Genomic DNA, 1608 nt, shown 5'->3' with positions numbered 1-1608 from the left:
AGAGGTTGTTTCTTTTTTCTAAAAGCTAGGTGTAGAGAATTTAAAGATTTGCATGCGAAATAAACCCTATCGGGTTTCATTTTTTGAATTAGGCCGCTTGATCATCAGACATGGTACAATTGTAAACGACACCTAATATATCAAAGACGGTTTTTTTCTCATACCTATGGGATTTTCGCCCGTTTTGCTGTAGGAGGTTGAACAGGCGAATGAGAATCTTTGATAGTTCTTGGGTGTCTTTCTGTGTAGCTTGATAAATAAGAGGAAAATAATCTTTAATCATATATATGGCCTTATATTCACTGAGTTCTCGTTTCTTTTTCATAAGAAGTAATTGTCGCATTTGAAACATAGTAGACGAACAGAGTAGAATGGCAATCAGTTGCCCATACAGATGGCATTCCAACCTTTCTTGTTTTATCTTTTTACAATGATGAATATGAAAGAATGATTTCCATGTTTTAAATAAAATCTCGATTTGCCAACGTAAAGAGTACCAATCATGTACTTGTCCCATCGGGACAATATCTGTAGAGGTATTGGTCATGTATACATTGATACCGCTAAGTCGTTTACTACGAGCAGAATACTTCATTCCTTTCTTTTTTTCTCTTACAGTTTGATTTTGTAATCGTTTTTGTTGCTGTTCTTCTGTAAGTCGATGAACAATTACACGGGCTGGCACTTTATCAATCATTCCTACATAAGCATCAGATATTTCGTATGTTTGCCCTGGTTGAAGAGAAATCATTAATGCCTCCATATCTATCTGTTTATATTCTGTTTTCTTCTTGAGTTTTCCATTTTGATAATAATCAGGATTAGGATTTTTTTGATAAATACGTGTATTTGATTTAATACGAGAGATATAGTAAGCCTTTTTATCTTGTATATTTTGAAGATCTTTCAGATGAAAATAGCCTAAATCCCGAATACACAAATCATTTTCTTTCACGGTTGGAACACACAGAGAACCATAGGTTCGATCATGTTGTTTTCCTGGACCTGTATGAATATGTAAAAACTGTCCACTTAATAGATCATACTCCAATTGAATTTTTAATCCCGCTGTATGACTGCATCCTCCAGCACCTGGATAAACACTTGAAAAGGAATTAGGTAGTTGAAATGCAGTTGAATCTAGAATACGAATACGTTTGAAAGCAGAAGTATAGGGAGAAGAAAACGATACAGATGAAGCTAATTTTTGGTTTAGTAATTTGGCTAATATCTGTTGTAAAAAGTGAACAGCTTCCTGATTAAATCGTTGATTCAGTCCCTCAGGACTGATAAGCACTTCAGTTGATGATTCTAAACAGCTAGATAGCTGAGTTAAAGAAGTCGTAGCAACCTTTTGGCTCATCCACACACATAAAGCGATTAAATCCTTTGCTTGGTACTTACTCAGTCGCTGAACAAAACCAACATCTCTAGCAAGAGCCTGTAAGGCATTTGGAGATAAAAATCTTTGAATCTCTTGAGCAAATAATTGTAATTCATCAGATATAGAAATAGACATACAAAAACGCCATCCTTTCCTATGATTCTACAAAAAGAATAGCGTATTTTTTCATTTTAGGGGGTTTTTTGTTTTGTTAGCTTGATAGC

The 1608-nt window shown here is 34.6% G+C and carries 1 protein-coding gene; it reads right to left on the bottom strand.

From position 1 onward, the window contains the following. Positions 1 to 88 precede the first annotated feature (88 nt). Entirely contained in the window at positions 89 to 1519 is a 1431-nt protein-coding gene (locus MR169_RS27860) for an IS4 family transposase (protein WP_242320386.1), read from the bottom strand. Between the last annotated feature and the right edge of the window lie 89 nt (positions 1520 to 1608).

This window comes from Bacillus cereus group sp. BfR-BA-01349, from assembly GCF_022663795.1.
GTDB lineage: Bacteria > Bacillota > Bacilli > Bacillales > Bacillaceae_G > Bacillus_A > Bacillus_A cereus.
Note: the sequence above shows the minus strand (reverse complement) of the source record. Positions and strands in the feature narration are given on the sequence as shown.

Coding starts and splice junctions, on each gene's coding strand:
- MR169_RS27860 (WP_242320386.1), bottom strand. CDS start 1,519: ATGTCTATTTCTATATCTGATGAATTACAATTATTTGCTCAAGAGATT.